At 69.3% G+C, this 17262-nt stretch carries 8 protein-coding genes, 1 tRNA gene, 1 pseudogene and 1 riboswitch; of the genes and pseudogenes, 6 read left to right on the top strand and 4 right to left on the bottom strand.

Going from position 1 to position 17262, the window contains the following annotated elements:
* Positions 1-2: 2 nt before the first annotated feature.
* Positions 3-1385, bottom strand: a complete 1383-nt coding sequence (locus TR46_RS20650) for a purine-cytosine permease family protein (protein WP_084718771.1) — start codon at positions 1383-1385, stop codon at positions 3-5.
* A riboswitch (TPP riboswitch) is annotated at positions 1378-1493 on the bottom strand. It overlaps the preceding gene by 8 nt.
* A 206-nt stretch (positions 1494-1699) precedes the next feature.
* Between TR46_RS20650 and TR46_RS20645 the strand changes: the two genes are divergently transcribed.
* The 4 genes from TR46_RS20645 (at position 1700) to TR46_RS20630 (ending at position 11469) form a co-directional block, all read left to right on the top strand.
* Positions 1700-3559 carry a S1C family serine protease gene (locus tag TR46_RS20645; RefSeq protein ID WP_369406001.1) on the top strand — a complete coding sequence of 620 codons (1860 nt, stop codon included), beginning with the start codon at positions 1700-1702 and terminating at the stop codon, positions 3557-3559.
* Between the two features lie 179 nt (positions 3560-3738).
* Positions 3739-3827 (top strand) — tRNA-Ser (locus TR46_RS20640).
* Between the two features lie 1217 nt (positions 3828-5044).
* The gene (locus tag TR46_RS45070) at positions 5045-10813 is read left to right on the top strand and encodes a polymorphic toxin-type HINT domain-containing protein (protein ID WP_052432960.1); all 5769 of its coding nucleotides are present in this window, start codon (positions 5045-5047) and stop codon (positions 10811-10813) included.
* Between the two features lie 8 nt (positions 10814-10821).
* On the top strand, positions 10822-11469 hold the full coding sequence (locus TR46_RS20630) for a hypothetical protein (protein WP_042403402.1): 648 nt from the start codon (positions 10822-10824) through the stop codon (positions 11467-11469).
* A gap of 375 nt (positions 11470-11844) precedes the next feature.
* Here TR46_RS20630 and TR46_RS20625 read toward each other — a convergent pair.
* Positions 11845-12920, bottom strand: a pseudogene (locus TR46_RS20625) (transposase family protein).
* 240 nt (positions 12921-13160) lie between these two features.
* Positions 13161-13910: an SDR family NAD(P)-dependent oxidoreductase gene (locus TR46_RS20620; RefSeq protein WP_042403401.1), complete on the bottom strand. Its 750-nt coding sequence runs from the start codon at positions 13908-13910 to the stop codon at positions 13161-13163.
* 97 nt (positions 13911-14007) lie between these two features.
* On the opposite strand from TR46_RS20620, the gene TR46_RS20615 reads away from it, so the two are divergent.
* Positions 14008-14439 (top strand): winged helix-turn-helix transcriptional regulator, encoded by a 432-nt coding sequence (locus TR46_RS20615; protein ID WP_042403398.1) that lies wholly within the window; start codon positions 14008-14010, stop codon positions 14437-14439.
* A gap of 539 nt (positions 14440-14978) precedes the next feature.
* Here TR46_RS20615 and TR46_RS20610 read toward each other — a convergent pair.
* The gene (locus TR46_RS20610; protein ID WP_052432959.1) at positions 14979-15638 is read right to left on the bottom strand and encodes an eCIS core domain-containing protein; all 660 of its coding nucleotides are present in this window, start codon (positions 15636-15638) and stop codon (positions 14979-14981) included.
* 197 nt (positions 15639-15835) lie between these two features.
* On the opposite strand from TR46_RS20610, the gene TR46_RS20605 reads away from it, so the two are divergent.
* Complete coding sequence (locus TR46_RS20605) at positions 15836-17254, top strand: COG1470 family protein (protein WP_042403394.1); 1419 nt, start codon at positions 15836-15838, stop codon at positions 17252-17254.
* The last annotated feature ends 8 nt before the right edge of the window (positions 17255-17262 follow it).

Here is a 17262-nt window from a genome sequence, read left to right as displayed (position 1 = left end):
GGTCACAGCCCCTTGCGCAGCAGGGGCGTCAGCGCCCAGGTGATCAGCGCCGGGACGACGAAGGAGAACAGCGACGCCGACGTCCACACCTGCGGATGGATGTGCAGGACGTTCTGGGCGTGGGCCCAGAAGGAGGGCCAGAAGCCGGCCCACCCGGTCAGCTGGGCCGGGGCGATCAGCTGGTACACCACGAATCCGACCGCCCACGGCAGCAGCGTCAGCCACCGCGTCGGCGCGGTCTCGCTGAGGTCCCAGCCGCCTTCCCGCTTCCCGGCCCCGAAGTAGAAGTCCACCGCCAGCACCGCAGACAGCGGCACGAACACCGCGCCGATCAGCCCGAGGAAGGACTCGTACCCGCTGAAGTCGGTCACCAGCAGGGCGAGCACGGTGACCAGGAGGCCCAGTCCGACGGTGAGAATCCGCCGGTCCACCCGCGGCAGCAGGTTCTGCACCGACATCGCCGTCGAGTAGACGTTGGCGAAGGACTGGTCCGCCTCACGCAGCACCAGCACGGCGAAGAACAGCCAGCCGGCGGTGATGCCCATGAAGGTGGTGAAGATCTTGTCGGGGTCGCCGCCGACCTGCAGCAGCGCCAGCAGCCCCACCACGTAGCACCACACCTGCGAGACGGTGTAGCCGCTGAACGCGCCCCAGAACGAACTGCGGGTGGTCCTGGCATGCCGGGTGTAGTCGGCGGCCAGCGGCACGAAGGAGATGGAGACGGCGATCACCGAGTCGACGGCGGGCAGGAAGCCGGTCCAGTTGCCAGGGGCCGGGTCGTGCACCCCGTGCCGCAGCAGCTCCACTGTGAAGAAGAGCATCGCCACGCCGACCGCGACGGCGACGTACCTGCGCAGCACCGCGATGGCGCCGAGCGGACGGATCGTCATCGCCGTGGTCAGCACCCCGGCCAGCACGACGTAGAGCCAGTGCGGGCCCCCGCCGAAGAGCGCGTCCGCGCCCATGGCGATCACGGTCAGTTCGAACACGCCCCAGCCGAGGCACTGCACGATGTTGAGCACGGTCGGCAGATAGGACAGCCGGGTGCCGAACAGCCCACGCAGGATCGCCATGGCCGGCGCCCCGGCCCTGGTGCCGATGACCGCGGCGACGCCGAGCATCACCGCGCCGATCACGGTGCCGACCACGATCGCGGTCACGGAGGCGGCGAGGGAGAGGTCCTTGCCGTTGAAGACCAGTACGGTCGCGGCGCTCTGGAAGCCGATCAGGCTGACGCCGAGGTTGGTCCAGAAGGCGGCCTGGTCGCGGAAGCCCAGCGTGCGCGGGGGCGCGGTGTCCAGTACCAGCGGCGCCTCGGCGCGCGGGGACCCCGGTGCCCGGTCCAGGACAGGAGAGGGGGAAGGGGACGGCGAAACGGACGTCACGAGGCTCAGCTCCCTACGCCGGCATTACCCGGTCAGGTTCAGGCGGTCGGCACCCCGTGTTCGGCGCCCTCTCAGCCTGGATGGGTCCAAGCTCCCGCGTATGTGTTCGAGGACATGCTAGGTGCAGTCGAGCCGCTGGCCAAGGATGAATGTCCGATGAGCTGTAGATGAGCTGTGGGCGGGCGGCGTAAGGAAGCTCTCAGATCGGTGCGCTATAGATGCGCCGAGGGGAAGCGCATGGCTGGCCCTTACGATGCCCTGACAGTGGGTGGGCAAAGCTTTGGGACGCGGAGTCCCGCAGGAGGAGGTCATTCGTGAGCACCGAGCACGAGGGTGGGGCTGTCCCCACCGGCGGGGAGCCGGTGGAACCCTCCCTGGACGCGCAGTCGCAGGACGTGCCGAGCGACGCAGCGCCCGCAGCAGCCGCACCCGCCGCACCTGCCGCTGACGACACCGTCGTCCAGCCGGTCAGCACCGACAAGCAGGACCGGCCGCAGGCCGCACAGTCGCAGGACGTGGTCGCAAACACGGCCGACACGGGCGCAGGCACCGTCGCGAACACGACCGCGGACACGGTCGCCGACACCCCCGCGCTCCCGTACGGTTCGGTCGAGCCGCCGGCCGACCCGGCGCTCGCGGCGTTCCCGCCGCCGGCCCCTTCGGCCCAGGCCCCGGCCCCGACGCAGGCTCCGCACCAGGCCCAGCCTCCGGCCCCGGCCCCGGCTTCACAGCAACAGCAGCCCATAGCGGATCCCGTGGTGCCCCCGGTTCCCCCGGCCCCCGTGGCCGCTGCTCCCGCTCCCGCCGCCCCGGCGTACCCGCAGGCCGCGCATCAGGAGCAGCCTTACCCGGCCGCGCCCTCGACGCCGCCCGCGCCCCCGACGGGAGCGCCGGCGCCCGGCAGCGAGCCGACCACGGTCCAGCCCCCCTACGATCCGGCCTACGGCGCCCAGCAGTTCCCGTACGGTGCCCAGCAGCCCCCCTACGGCGGTCAGCCCCCGTACGGCGGCCACCCCGGTCTGCCCTACGGCGGCTACGGCCAGCCCGTCCCGCCGCGCAAGAAGCGCCGTGGCGCGCTGATCGCCCTGCTCGCGGCGACCGCGATCATCGCCGGCGGCATCGGCGGCGGCATCGGCGCGGCGCTGGAGAACAACGACAGCTCCAGCGGCTCCACCACCGTCACCAGCAGCGTCGACCCCAAGGCGCTCAGTCGCGCCCCCGAGAGCATCGCGGGCGTCGCCGCCAAGGCGCTGCCCAGCGTGGTCACCATCTCGGCCAGCAACTCGCAGGAGTCGGGCACAGGCACCGGGTTCGTCTTCGACACCGACGGCCACATCCTCACCAACAACCACGTCGTCGCGCCCTCGGACAACGGCGGCAAGCTCTCGGTCAAGTTCTCCGACGGCACCAGCTACCCGGCCACGATCGTGGGCCGCGCCTCCGGCTACGACGTCGCCGTCATCAAGATCGTCGGTACGCCGAAGAAGCCGCTGGTCCCGCTGGCTCTCGGCGACTCCGACGCGGTCGCGGTCGGCGACACCACCATCGCCATCGGCGCCCCCTTCGGGCTCTCCGGCACCGTCACCTCCGGCATCGTCAGCGCCAAGAACCGCCCCGTCGCCTCCGGCGACGAGACCGGCGCGCAGACGTCCTACATGAACGCGCTGCAGACCGACGCCTCGATCAACCCGGGCAACTCCGGCGGCCCGCTGATGAACGCCTCGGGCCAGGTCATCGGCATCGACTCGGCGATCCAGTCGACCGGCAGCAGCACCTCGACCGGCACCCAGTCCGGCAGCATCGGCCTGGGCTTCGCCATCCCGATCAACCAGGCCAAGTGGGTGGCCCAGCAGCTGATCAAGACCGGCAAGCCGACCTACCCGATCATCGGCGTCCTCCGCGACGACACCTACACCGGCGACGGAGCGAAGATCGCCTCCGCCCCGGTCCAGGGCAGCGCCCCGGTCACCGCCGGCGGCCCCGCCGACAAGGCCGGGCTCAAGCCGGGCGACATCATCACCTCGCTCGACGGCGTCCACATCGACAGCGGCCCGACCCTGGTCAGCGAGATCTGGTCGCACCACCCGGGCGACGTGGTCACGGTCATCTACACCCGCGACGGCCAGAGCCACACCACCAGCCTCACCCTCGGCTCCCGCGTCGGCGACCAGTAACCAGCCAGCCCGCACCGCGTACCGCGCGAGCCCCCTCACGACCCCATAGCCCCGTACGGCACAGGCACCACCGCCGTACGGGGCTATTCGCTACCCAAGCACGCCCCCAAACATGAGAAGATCCCTGAGCGCGGGCAACCACCGGGGGCGCGCCCCCATCGTGCTGCCCACCCGCGCAAGGAGAGCTGCCCGAGCGGCCTAAGGGAACAGTCTTGAAAACTGTCGTCACGGGGAACCGTGACCGAGGGTTCGAATCCCTCGCTCTCCGCAGGTAGAGAAGTACAGGTCAGAGCCAGTATCGAAGTTTGTCAATGCTGGCTGTTTTCGATTCTTGACGTACGTCCGTTCGATTCCGAGGGCCCGAGACGGCCCTCTGTGGACCAGGCGTGGACCAGATCGGCTGCTCGGCGCCGCGTCCTCGGACGTGTTCGCAGGTCACCCCCCGCTATCGCCCGGTGACGGGAACAGTCGGGGCGGCTGTCGCGATGGTGCTCCCACGTGCGCGGGGGTGCCCCTGGCGGTGGTGTTCGCGGTGGTGGGGATCTGGGTGAGTCGGACGGCGTAGGTGACGGCCCACGGTGCCGGGTTCGCGCTCTGCGAGCCGTCGGCCTCGTCGCGCGCCCACGGAGTAGGTGAGCCGTGGACAACCCCGGGTGAGATGAGGGTGAGCCCGGGCAGCCCGAACCCGCCGCCAACGGCGGTCGCCCTTGCTCGGCGATTCGGTCAGGGCCAGGGCTTGACGGCCGGCGACCTGGCCCAGGTCGAGGCCGCTATCCCCGGGAGCGTCACTGGTGGGACGTGAATTCCCCCGTGACGCCTCGCCTTGGAGTGTTGCTGTGTGGGTGAAATATGCGCACCGAAGTACATAGGCACGTTGATGTACTTCTCTGGCCTGCTTGTGCATCTTTCAGATGATCTTCTATCACGGTCCGGCTTCGATTCGCCCTGGGGATGGCAGCGAAGGGGACGTGATGTGCCGTCAGACGACGAAGCATCAGTGGGGCAAATCGGGTCTAACCCTTTTTCGAGTAACGATACGTCACACCACGAACACCCGAATGGACGTCGGGTTGCGAGCGGGGGCACGTAACTGGTGCTCGGGCTGACGGGGGGCGGTTCGGATGGCAGGGTCCACGAACGAACATGTGGTTTTCTTGTGCGCGTCCAGTGGTCAAGTTTTGTCGAAGCTGCAAGAGAGGCTGACTCTCCGTGCTGTCACGCAAGTTCGCGGGCGGGCTGATATCCCGGCCTGTTCGCAGGTGGGTGTCCGTGATGGCGTCGGCCACTCTGGCGGCCTCGTTGCTGTCCGTGCTGTCGGTGGCCGCGCCTGCGGTGGCGGCGACCCCGGGTGGGGATTTCGTTGCGGTCTCGCCGTCGCAGAAACTGGTTGACACCGCCTCTGGTGTGGGGATCTCGACGACGCTCGGGGCTGCTTCCACGACGGCGTTCCAGGTTCTGGGGCAAGCGGGTGTGCCCTCCAGTGGGGTGAGCGCGGTCTCGGTGGACGTGGAGGCGACCGGTTCGAGCGCGGGGGGCTATCTGGCGCTGTGGGCGGACGGCACCGCCAAGCCGTCCACGAGCACGGTGAACCTGACCACCGGCGTGACGGCCGACAATGCCGCGATCCTGGCGGTGGGCTCGGACGGGAAGGTCGACGTCTACAACGCGGCGGGCACGGTGGACGTGCGGGTGGTGGTCAACGGCTACTACACCACCACGGCCGGAACCGTCGCCCCCGGGGGCTATGTGCCGATCGCGCCGACCCGGCTGGTGGACACCCGGGTGGGCACCGGCGCTGTCATGGCCCAGGTGCCTGCTGGCGGCAGTATCGACGTCCAGGTCGACGGGGTGGCCGGGATCACCGGTGAGTCCGCGGTGTTCGCCAACCTCACCGTGCCCCTTCCGGCCGCGGGCGGAAGCCTGTACGCCTACCCGAGCGGGGCCGCCAGCGGCGGCCAGCCGATCATCGACTTCTCCAGCACCACCCGCAGCAGCGGCGCGATCGTGGCGGTCGGCTCGAACGGGAAGATCACCCTGCGGAACGGTTCGACTACCGCGGCGATCGACGTGATGATGGACATCTCCGGATTCTTCGCCGCCGCCGCTTCCACCGGCGGCGGCTTCACCCCGGTCGCCGCGCGCCTGCTGGACACCCGCACCACCGCAGCGATCCCCGCCAACAGTGCGGTCAACCTCCAGGTCGGCGGCACCAACGGCATCCCGGCCCACTTCGGAGCCGCCGCGCTGAACCTGGTGGCCATCAGCGGGAACAGCCCGGGCCACCTGGTCGCCTGGCCTACCGGGCAGAGCATGCCCACGCTCTCGCTGGACCAGTTCCAGGCCAGCGCTGTCACCGCCGCGATGAGCGTGGTGGCAGCGAACAGCACCGGCAGTGTCAGCGTCTACAACTCCAGCGCGGCCCCCATCCAAGTGGTGGTGGACCTGCAGGGCTGGTTCGCCTACATCCCGCCGCCGTCGAACGGCGCGGCGTTCGACCCGGCCGCGGCCGCGCAGGTGCGCGAGGACCAGTGCCTGATGTCCACGATGGTGCGCTTGGGCGGTCCGGTGACCCGTCAGGTCGCCACTGCCGGACTGGACGGCACCGACGCGCAGCTGCACACCGCGGCCGATCGCAACTACGCCAATGAGACCGCGACCCCGCTGCACGCCGGCTACACCCAGGACGCCGCCGCCTACAAGGCCCAGGGCGCTGCTCTGTTCAATGAGGACGGCGTCTGGGAGAAGCCGCTGCAAGGCCTGCCGGTGCCGCTCGACTACCCCTCGGACGCCGCATTCCTGCAGGCGCCGGGGCAGCTGGGTGGTGACAGCTACTTCGACACCGTCGGTCTGGGACCGTGGCTGGAAGACCGGATGGGCAGCAGCGAGGACAAGCTGTACACCGACCCCACCCCGCTGGCCGGCGCTGACTCGGTGACGGCCGCAACCGCGCTGGGCAACGCGCTGTACTCGCAGCCGACCGACGGCAACGATCCGAACTTCGCGCGCGAGTACAACGAGTACAACGCCTGGCAGGACATGACGTTCATGCACGGGCTGTTCGCGGACGACACCCGGATGCTGCTGGAGAACGGCGGGTTCGCTCGCACCGCGTCGGCGCCGGGTACTGCGGAGTTCCGGGTGGCGGTGGAGGACCTGAAGACCCGGTTCGCGTCGTGCGAGTGGCGCAATCCGGAGGACCCGAACAACGTGCTGGGCGCGGAGGTGCAGGCGGCGTCGACCGAATGGCAGGCGGAGATCGCAGGCCAGGTCGAGCAGCGCGACGCGGTCTTCGCCGACAGCACCAAGGCCACCGCGGCCCTGGCGGCCGGCTCGAAGGCGCTCGGTGAGGCCCTGGGCCAGTCCTGGTCGGCCGACCACCTCTCGCACTGGCAGGCCTACTGGGGCCCCGGGGGCGCCGGTTTCGCCGGTACCGGGCCGATCACCTTCCAGTTGAAGTCCGCGACTACCCAGTGCCTGGACGACAAGGGCGGCTCGACCGCCAACAGCGCCGTGGTGGAGTCCTACACCTGCAACGGCGGTAGGGCGCAGCAGTGGACCCCCACCTCCAACGGAGTCCTGGACGGGCCGCTGGTCAACACGGCGGGCAACACCTGTCTGGACGTGGACGGCACCCACGGCCCCCAAGTACCGGGCACCGTGGTGCAGTTGTACAAGTGCAACGGCACCGCCTCGCAGCACTGGCAGTACACCACCACCGCCGGGGTGACCCGGCTGTACAACGTGGGCTCCAAGCTCTGCCTGAACTTCGCCTCCACCGCGCAGGGCGCGGGCGCGACCGTGGGCACCTGTAACGGCAGCGCGCCCGAGCAGTTCACCGCCCAGCAGAACAACACCGGCACCAGCACCGGGATCTACAGCCCCAGCTACCCGACGGCCGCGCAGTTCACCTCCGTGAAGAACGCACTGCCGGTGGCGCAGGCCGCAGCGAAGGCACAGCTGGTGGTCGCCCAGCAGCAGGCGGCTATCGCGCAGCAGGCGGCGGACGACACGACCACCGTCGAGCAGCAGGCCTACGCCATCGCGGACTCGGCCGGTGAGCCGCGCGGACGCGGTCTGCTGGCGGCCCAGCAGGAGGCCCAGGTCACGATGGCCTCCTCGGCTGCGCTGCAGGCGATCGTGAAGGCCACCGAGACCGCCTACCAGGCCACCACCGCGTCGGCCGCCGACGCTGCGACGCTGCAGGCGCTGGCGGAGACCCAGACCCATGCCTCGACCGCCGCGTTCCGCCTGGCGGCGGCGAATGAGGCCGACGCGCAGGCGAAGGCGGCCGCCGCCGGTGCAGCGCAGCAGGCCAAGAACGCCGCGGCGGCGAACACCACCGCCCAGGGAGCACTGGCCACCGCGCAGCAGGCCGAGCAGACGGCGAAGACCGCTGCCGACACCGCGCACGCCAAGCGGCAGGCCGCCGAGGCCCAGCAGGCGACCGCGGCCGCGAAGAAGAACGAGGCCGCAGCCGACGAGGCCACCGCGGCAAGCGACCAGGTCACCGCGGACCAGGATGCGGCCACCGCCGCCACCGCGCTGGCCGCCGCCCAGACCGCGGGAGCCACCGCCGCCCAGAAGCGCACCGCGGCCACCCAGGCCGACCAGGCCGCCACTACGGCACGTCAGAACGCCTGGGATGCCGCACAAACCAAGAACGCTCTGCAGGCCAAGGCCGACGCGGCGGACGCCTACGCGGACGCGGAGGACGGCAACGCCGACGCGCAGGACGCCCAGAGCGCCGCCACCGCAGCCGACACCGACGCGGCAAACGCGAGCACCGCGGCCGACGGGGCGTCGACAGCGGCCGACGCCGCCACCACCGCGGCGCAGGCCGCTGATGCCGCGGCCACCCAGGCCGAGGCTGCCGCCTCGCGGGCGCAGTCCGACGCCGACGCCGCCCAGGCGGCGAAGGCCACCGCCGACGCAGCGGTCAGGACCGGCGAAGCCGCAGTGGCCACCGCCGTGGCCGCCTCCCAGCAGGCCTCCAGCGACGCCACCGCCGCCCAAGCCGACGCCGCCACCGCCGAAGCCCAGGCCAAGCAGGCCCAGACGGACGCCATCGCCGCCGGCACCGCCGCCCAGGCCGCCCAGACCAGCGCGGCCACCGCAGCCGGCTACGCCTACACCACCGCCCAGGCCGCCGGCGCCGCGGCCAGCGCCGCCGCCCAGGTGATCGCCCCGGCCAACGACGCCATCCAACTGGGCGCACCGTATGTCAACACCGACGCCTCCGCCGGCCTGGCTGTCCTGTCCGCCCAGGCCTCCAAAACTGTCGCCGACCAGCAGCAGGCCGTCGCCCAGGCCAAGTCCGCGCAGGCCGCGCAGGCCGCCCAGACCGCCCAGGCCATCGCCGACGCCGCCACCGGCGACGCCAAGGCAGCCCAGGTCCCGGTCGCCGACGCCGCCGCCCAAGCAGCCCAGGCCCAGGCCTCCGCCCAGCAGGCCCTGGCCTCCGCCGCCCAGGCCCAGAAAGCCATGGCCGACGCCCAGGCCGCCCAGGCCCAGACCGTCGCCTACGACACCGCCGCCACCGCGGACGCCGCAGCCGCCCAAGCCGCCGCCCAGGCCGCAGCCGGGGACGCCACCGACGCCCGAGCCTCGGCCAACGCCGCCGAATCCGACGCCACCGCCGCCCAACAGGCCGCCACCACAGCCCAGACCGCCGCGGCCACCGCCCGTGAGGTCGCCCAACAGGCCGACCAGGACGCCACCGCCGCCGAAGCAGCAGCCAAGGACGCCGACGCACAAGCCGCCAGCGCCCAACAAGCGGCTACGGCAGCCGAACAGGCGCAGGACGCGGCTACCGTCACCAGCGGCGGAGCCACCGGCACCCCGCAGATGTTCACCACCGAGAAGGTCACTCCCATCGGCGACCCCGTCCCCGACAACGACTGCGTGCTGGGTCTGGGCAGCACCGGCTGCGACGTCACCTTCACTCTCAACTTCACTCTGACCATCGACTTCTACCTCTGCGACGCCGACGTCGCCCCCACCGACCTCACCGCGGCCGGCTGCCCGGCCGACAACACCACCTTCCTCGACAGCCAGAGCCAGCCTGCCTCCCAGAAGGTCACCCACCACTTCAGCACCTGGGACATCACCAAAGCCATCGACGAAGGCGTACTCAAGGGCCTCTGGGACAGCGTCACCGCAGACTTCGTCAACTGCGCCCACGGCAACATCACCAGCTGCGCCTGGGCCGCGACCTGGTTCGTCCCACAATCGAAGATCCTCGACGCCATCAAACTGGTCGGCAAACTCAACGACGCGATTCGCACCGGACTCGGCATCGATGACGCCCTCAAGGCCGTCGAGGCCATCGGCCTGGACGCCAAGGCGATGGCCGAGCTCAAGGCGGAGGTCCAGGCCACCGACGACGCTCTCACGGGATGCGTGATCAACAGCTTCCCGAGCAGCGCCCAAGTGCTACTGGCCGACGGCAACCACAAGGCCATCAGCTCGGTCCGAATCGGAGATCGGCTGCTCGCCATCGACCCTGCCACGGGCCGGTCTCAGGCCGAACCGGTGACCGCCACTTTCGCGCACGACACCGACACCCTGCTGGACATCAAGCTCAGCGGTGGAAGTACGCTCAGCACCACCACAGGGCACCGCGTCTACGCGGTGAACCGGGGCTGGATCCTGGCCGCCGACCTACGGCCGGGAGACCTGTTGCAGGCCGCCAACGGATCGTCCTCCGCCGTCACTGCCCTGAGCACGCGCACCGGTCTCGCTCCCCAGCAGGTCTACGACCTGACCGTCGACGGACTGCACACCTTTTACATCCGCAGCACTGGCGCCCAGTCCCAGGACCTGCTGGTCCACAACTGCAACAACCTGGTCGACGACGCAGTCAAATACCCGGACCTGGCCCATACCCTGAGCGACCACGTCACTGACGCGGCGACGGCCATCGCCAAGGCTAAGGCGGAACTGGCGGCAGGAGGAAAGGGCATAACCAGTGTCTTCGTCGACGCGCAGACGGCCCAGCAGGTCGTGGACTACGCCATCGCTAGCGACGCCGAGAAGAACCCCAAAAGGCTCGCAAACTGGCTCTCCCGGTCCAAGAACAACCCCACCGAGCTATACCCGATCACAGGTACCTTCGGGGCGAAGAACTCGATCGGAACGATCTACAAAGCCGACGAGTCATTCCGGGCGGCGGGCAACGGGTACACCGTGCTGCTCAAGCGAATGCCCGGCCACCCCCGGGGCTACATTGTCTACACCGCATACCCGACGGCGTGAGGCCGACCATGACTGAGCGCTATACCGAAGCCAACTTCGGCCTGACTGCCCTGACCGCTCAGTTCCATCAGGGCTGGGGCTGGAATGGAACAACTGTCGAGGACTTGGTCCGCGGCGTCGCGGACAGCTACGACGGTGCGGGGGCGCGGTCGCTGCTCGACGATGTGCTGCGTTTGCTGGAGTCACCGCTGGCGGACTCCGCCATCACCGGCGTGTGGAATGCGGCCAGTGGCGGGGAGTATCGCATCGACCGCCTGGGCATCGACGGCCGGGACTGGATGCGCCGGATGGCGGAGATCTGCGTCCAACGCATCCGCAGGGACGATCCAGCCTTCGCCGTCAGCATTCCAACCCCAGCCTCGGACGAGTTGGCCGAGGCGGTGCTCGACGAGCTCCGACTGATCGGACCCGCACTGGCGGCTGCGGCCGCCAGCAAGGACCCCCAAGTATCCGGGCTGGTGCCGGCCCTGGAGCTCATCGTCACCACAGCCGGACCCGACCTCGGATTCCGCCTGCTGCTACGGATCCTAGCCAAGTACTGGGTGCCGATCGACCGGCCCCAGTACGACCGGATGCTCGCCCTCGGCGAGGCGCTCGACTACGGCGAGGACCTGGTGAACGATGTGCACTTCCTGGCCGACATGGACGCGGAGTAGCGCCGACTGGAGGCTGACCGATTTGGTGGACACGTTTGCTGGCGGGGGCTGTTGTCAATCTGTTCCGGCGTGTCCCATGGTGCATGGACCGGTCGTGGACCATGCGGTTCGCAGAGATAGTGGAATATCACCATTCGCACAGGTCAGGGCGTTTTCCTTCCCGAGTCTCGCTGTGGGCTTGAAAACTGTCGTCACGGGGAACCGTGACCGAGGGTTCGAATCCCTCGCTCTCCGCACGTCGGAACATGCAGGTCGGGGTGGGTCTCGGGGAATTCCCCATACCCACCTTTTCGATTCCCGTCCCACGGGTGTTCGCCCGGTCCCAGCGTCGACCAGTGTTCGTGGTGTGCGTGCCGAAAACCTCATCCACGCTGGTCAGGCGGCATGGTGGTACTCGTGGAGGGTGCCGCCGAGGCGGTCGTGGCGGCGTATGTCGAGGTGGGCGATTTGCCCGGGTTCGGTGATTGGTTCGGGTAGCGCGCGCAGGGGTGCGGCGCTGTGGAGCGTCCGGTGGGTTCGATGTTCGTTGTAGAACGTCTCGTAATCGCGAAGTGCGTGGAGCAGGTGTCGCTCGTTCCAGATGAGCGTGCGGTGCAGGAGTTCTCGGCGGCAGCTGAGTACCCACCGTTCCGTGATCGAGTTCATGCGGGGCACCCGGATGCCGGTGTCGGCCAGGACGGCGTCGAAGGCGTCGGTGAACTTCGAATCCTGGTCGCGTATCAGGTACTTGACGGTGGTGCCGGCATCATTCAGGTCCATGGCGAGGTTGCGGATGGCCTGGGTGGTCCAGGCTGCAGTGGGGTGTGCGGTGGTGCCCAGGATGCGGATGCGGCGGGTGGCGTGCTCGATGATGGCGAGGATGTACTGGCGTTGGCCGGTCAGGGTGACGGTCTCGATGAAGTCGCGGGCGAGCAGGGCGTCGGCCTGGCCGCGCAGGAAGTCCGTCCAGGTGGTGGTGGATCGCTGGGGTGAGGGGTCGATGTCGGCGTCCTGAGTATTTCCCAGACGGTGGAGGCGGCGACTTTGATGCCGAGGATGGCGAGTTCGCCGTGGATGCGCCGGTAGCCCCAGGACGGGTTCTCGCGGGCCAGGCGCAGGACCAGCGTGCGGATGGAGCGGACGGTGCGGGGTCGACCGGGGCGCTTGGGTCGGCTGCTGTTCGCGTGGCGCTGCTTGATGAGGTCGCGGTGCCAGCGGAGCATTGTGTCGGGGCGGACGAGTAGCCGTAGCCGGCGTAGGACCTCGCGTGGGAGCGGGTGGAGCAGGGCGGCGAGGAAGGCGCGGTCGGGTGCGGTGAACGCGGGACGGTCCGGGCCGAGTTGGCGTTCGAAGACGGTGATCTGGTGGCGCAGTACCAGGATCTCGGTCTCCTTGTCCCGGTCGCTCATGGGCAGGAGCCGCAGCATCGCGAACGCGTTGGTGACGGTCGGGTAGGCCAGTTTCAGCAGCACGACTGATCATCCTGCCGCGATGCAGCAGGTTGCCAGCCACGGGGTTGTGGCCTGTGGCAGAGCAAGCGCCTTGACCTGGGCAGATGGCATTACCGGCACGCACACCATGCCGGACGGCGCGGTCCGCGAGGCTGCTACCTGCTCCAACCAGGCGCGCCGGCGAGCATCGAGCACGACAACGAACGGACTTGCCAGCGCCACGGACCACCCCGAGCAGAGGTTGGTTGCGAAGAGGGTGGGTCAGCGGAGCCCGCCGGAGGCGAAGATTACGTCGCCGGTGATCCATGCAGCGTCTTGGGAGACGAGGAAGGCGACCACCTGGCCGATGTCGTGGGGGTGTCCGAGGCGGCCGAGTGGTGTGGTGGCGACGGCCCTGGCAACGTTCTCGTCGTTGATGAGGCCGAGGTCTCGGGCGCCGTCGGTGTCGGTGGCGCCTGGTGCGACGGCGTTGACCCGGATGTTGCGCGAACCGAGCTCGTTGGCCAGGACTCTGGTCAGCGTGGTGAGGGCGCCCTTGGCCGAGGTGTAGAGGGCTGAGCCGGGAGCGTGGTTCGAGATGCCGGAGGTCGAGATGTTCACTATCGACCCACCGGCCGCGGGCAACTGCTTGACGAAGGTCTGGCAGGTGAAAAACACACCGGCCACGTTGGTCCGATAGATCCGGTCGAAGTCGCTCGGCGTGACGTCCTCAAACGGCTGGAAGGAGAAGATCCCCGCGTTGTTCACCAGCGTGTCGACCGGACCGAGGGCGGCATTGGCCTGCTCGAACAGTCGCTCGACGTCGTCTGGGCTTCCGACGTCTCCGGCCACGGCCACGGCCCTGCCACCGCTGCCGATGATGTCGGCGACGGCCCCTTCGGCGGCCGGGCGGTCAGTGGCGTAGTTGACCGCAACCGCAGCGCCGGCAGCCGCAAGGGCGGATGAGATCCCCCGGCCGATGCCCTTGCCGCCCCCTGTCACCAAGGCGACACGTCCGTTCAGATCGACCATTGACTTACTCCTCGCTGCGGTGCTGACTGCCGAACGAGTTGAAGGTATCCGGCGGGCTTACTGAGAGGAAGGACATACCTTTGGGTAAGCTCCCTCCATGAGCCAGTCAATATCGGAGACGGTTGACGGTGAGGAGCTGGTGTCCTCGCAGGACGTCTTTGCTGCCGATTGCCCCGTCCGGCCAATCTTTGGCGACATCACCAGCCGCTGGGCCACCCTGGTGCTTGCCGCGTTGATGACCCGACCGCACCGCTTCTCGCAGCTGGCTGCCCGCATCGGAGGCATCAGCGAGAAGATGCTCTCCCAAACCCTGCGGGCCCTCACCCGTGACGGACTCGTCAACCGCACCGTGACCCCCACCGTGCCGATCCAGGCCACCTACGAACTGACCGCCCTGGGAACGGATCTGATGCCGCGCCTCATGGACCTGGTCACCTGGGTCGACCACCACACCAGCGCGATCCAGACGGCTCAGGCCGCCTACGACGCCGACACACCCATTCCGCCCGCCGTGGCGAACAGACACTGAAGTCGTTCGAGCCGACGGCTGCGCCTATCGGGTTACTGGGCGCGACCCCTGACGCCCGACCGCAAAGTTGAGCGCGGAGCTGCGCAACCTGGCGTCCCCGCGCGCCGCCCCAGGACGACTTCCGCCAGCTCGCGCAGGCCAGGTCGGTCTTGTCATTCCCCACGAGGCAAGCTGAGTCATATCGACTCTTGTGCTGCGACAGGCTGACGGCGGAGCCCTTCCACCTTCACTCGGTTATACGGCGCCTCGTGGCGCACGGTGACGAAGCGCCAGGATCTCGGCGTCCCTGTCCCGGTCGCTCATGGGGAGAGGCCGCAGCAGCGAGAAGGCGTTGGTCCACGGTCAGGTAGGCGAGTCGCAGCAGCACATCCGATCATCATGCCGTGCTCCCCGACCACGGTTGCAGGCCGGGTGACCTGCACGGATGGGGATCTCGGCAGGGGCAACCCAGGAAGTGCCCGGAAAGATCGACACGTCGCCCTATTTGCCTGCGAGGGGCATCAGCGGCAGTCGCCAATGCCGAGTGGGACTGAATCTGCTCAAGGTCCGCCGGGCGGTGCGGGCCGGACGGGAAAGGCGGTGGCCAGCGCCCGGATCGAGCCCGTATCCGCCTCCTTCTCCATTGCGTCGTTCTTGTCGGAGACCTTCAGACCGTTCCCCATATCAGTACCGGGCACGGGCCCCCGCTCCTGTTGGCCGACGTGAATCAGCTCGTGCAGCAGGGTCTTCTTCCTGGAGACGTCTCCGACGATCTTCTTTCGCGAGGTGAAGGCGACCGCGCCGAGGGCTCGGGCCACCTCCTTGTCTCTCGGGCTGTCGTGGATCTCGACGGACTGGAAGCTGCCCTCGGGAACCCCCAACCGGCCTTCCGCCTCCCGCTGGACCGGCTCCGGCAGCATGCGGCCCCGGGACCCGAGGACCTCCCGGACCGTGTCGCGCTGGATCTGCGCGACGGACTGCCCGTGCCCGCAGTCCGCGGTGTGGCGGTGCTCCTTCCGCTGCAGCACACGGGCCACGGCCGCGTTGCCGACAGTCCGCTGGAGCTCGTGGATCGCGGCCGCCGTGGTGCCGGCCCGGCCGAACGGCGCCGGACCCGGGGCGGTCGAGGCGACGGTCGAAGCAGCGGTCGAAGCGGTGCGGGACGCGGAACGGCGCGGTTTCTCCGCTTCAGTGGCCTTGCCCGGGTCTTGCGCGCGCATGCGACGAGCCTTTCCGAGAGCGTGAGGAGTCCCCCACAGGAGTCCCACACCACACATACGCGACCGGTGGAGCGGCCGGAAGGGAATCGAGGGCACTGCCCACTGCGCCTTCGGGGCAGTAGGGCAAGCCTGTTGGGACGCCGACTGTGTCCCCTGGCCTGCTGACCGGACACCTGCTCCGCGGATAGCTTCGCAAGGTGAGCCTCTGGACTTCCCTTGAACCGGCATCGACCACCGTGGACGCGGGTGGTACCGCCACCGTGCGACTGCGGCTTCGCAACACCGCAGACGTCGTCGACGAGTACCGCTTCGTTCCCGTCGGCGAGATCGCTCCCTACGTCACCGTCGAACCGCCGACCATCCGGCTCTACCCGGGCACCACCGGAACCGTCCAACTCACCTTCGCACCACCGCGCAGCCCCGACGCCACCGCCGGGCCGAACCCCTATGCCGTCCAGATCATTCCGACGGAGCACCCCGAGGCGACCGCCGTCCCCGAGGGCAACCTCACCATCACCCCGTTCGCCGAGATGCGGGCCGAGCTCGTCCCGCACACCGTCAAGGGACGCTTCCGGGGACGCCCCAAGCTCGCCATCGACAACTTCGGCAACACCACACTCACCGCCTCCGTCACCGGCAACGACAACGGAGACCAGCTCTCCTACGACATCCACCCGGCCAATGTCCAGGTCGAACCGGGACGCGCCGCCTTCGTCAGTGCCACGCTCAAGCCCCGTCGGCTCATTTGGTTCGGCCACAAACAGCAACGGCCCTACCGCCTCGCCGTACGCCGCTCCGGCAGCACACCCCTTGACGTCGACGGCACCTACGTCCAAAGCGGATTCCTCCCCCGCTGGCTCGCCACCGTCCTCACCCTCCTCTGCACCCTGGCCCTCGCGTTCGTCGCCCTCTGGTACACCAAGGCAGCTCCCGTCAGCAGCCAGGCCACCGCGGAGATCCAACAGCCCGTCGCCACCACCCTGCCCGCACCGCCCCCGGTACCGTCCTCCGCGACGCCGAGCACGACCCCGTCCGTGGCACCGTCCTCTGCCCCGGCCTCGGCGCCCGCCTCTGCACCGGCCAAGACGCAGGCCGCCGGAGGCGGGGCGAAGACCCACCCCAGCGCGCACGCCACGGCGGTACTTCCGGACACTGCGGGAGTCGCTGTCACCAAGCTGAACGCGAGCAGCCCGGGGCGACACATCTGCTACCGGGCCTACGTGGACGGCATCGGCTGGCAGCACCCGGTCTGCGACGGCGCCACAGCCGGCACCCAGAACCAGAGCCGCGCCATCCAGGCCCTCGACATCGCCGTGTCCGGCACCTCGGCCGCGGCCAACGGGTACATGGAGAACACGGGTTGGCAGCCCGCCTGGCAGAGCGGGCCCGCGAAGGCCGACGTCACCATCGGATCCCCCAACTCGCAGCTGCGCATGGAGCAGTTCACAGTGAGCCTCGGAGTGGGCGTCGTCTGCGGCAACGGATGGATCCAGAACGACACCCAGTGGCAGGGACAGACCTGCGACACCCCCGGCGGCCCCCGCAGCTGGATCACCGTCGGGACTCAGGGGAAGTCGCTCCGGCTGGAAGCCGTCCAGCTCACGGTCACGGCGTGAAGGAACTG

It is taken from the genome of Streptacidiphilus carbonis, assembly GCF_000787775.1.
Taxonomy (GTDB): Bacteria; Actinomycetota; Actinomycetes; order Streptomycetales; family Streptomycetaceae; genus Streptacidiphilus; species Streptacidiphilus carbonis.
This window is presented reverse-complemented; position numbering and strand designations above follow the sequence as displayed.

Coding starts and splice junctions, on each gene's coding strand:
- TR46_RS20630 (WP_042403402.1), top strand. CDS start 10,822: ATGACTGAGCGCTATACCGAAGCCAACTTCGGCCTGACTGCCCTGACC.
- TR46_RS20620 (WP_042403401.1), bottom strand. CDS start 13,910: ATGGTCGATCTGAACGGACGTGTCGCCTTGGTGACAGGGGGCGGCAAG.
- TR46_RS20615 (WP_042403398.1), top strand. CDS start 14,008: ATGAGCCAGTCAATATCGGAGACGGTTGACGGTGAGGAGCTGGTGTCC.
- TR46_RS20610 (WP_052432959.1), bottom strand. CDS start 15,638: ATGCGCGCGCAAGACCCGGGCAAGGCCACTGAAGCGGAGAAACCGCGC.